Origin of the sequence: Vibrio sp. S457-15 (assembly GCF_000960545.1) — a bacterium.
Classification (GTDB): domain Bacteria; phylum Pseudomonadota; class Gammaproteobacteria; order Enterobacterales; family Vibrionaceae; genus Vibrio; species Vibrio parahaemolyticus.
Map to the genome: position 1 here is coordinate 1 of NZ_JYOQ01000013.1, position 378 is coordinate 378.

Below are 378 nucleotides of genomic sequence, written 5' to 3' on the forward strand. Positions count from 1 at the left end.
CTGTAATTTATTTGTTAACTTGGTTATTTCTAACTTCTAATCGTCAGGCTATTTGGAGAAGAAAATGGAATCGTATCTACAGGAAGTACAAAATATTAAACAAAAATGGCCCGATATAGAATTTATAGACCTTATCTTTACCGATATCAATGCCACTCCAAGAGGAAAGCGCATCCCGATAGACGAACTAGAGAAGCTTGATAAAGGGGTAGCACTCCCCCTCTCGACCATCATCCTTGATACTAAAGGCAACGTCGTTGACACTGCGGGGTTGGGCGAAGATCTCGGAGAACCAGATCACCTCTGTTACCCAATCAGGGGAACTTTGATGCCAACGGCAAAGTAACAAGTTGGCCAACTACTGCTTAGTATGATGGA

The 378-nt window shown here is 42.3% G+C and carries 1 pseudogene; it reads left to right on the plus strand.

The window, feature by feature from the left end:
* Positions 1-64: 64 nt before the first annotated feature.
* A pseudogene (locus UF05_RS02595) lies at positions 65-343 on the plus strand (glutamine synthetase); the annotation flags it as partial.
* Positions 344-378 lie beyond the last annotated feature (35 nt).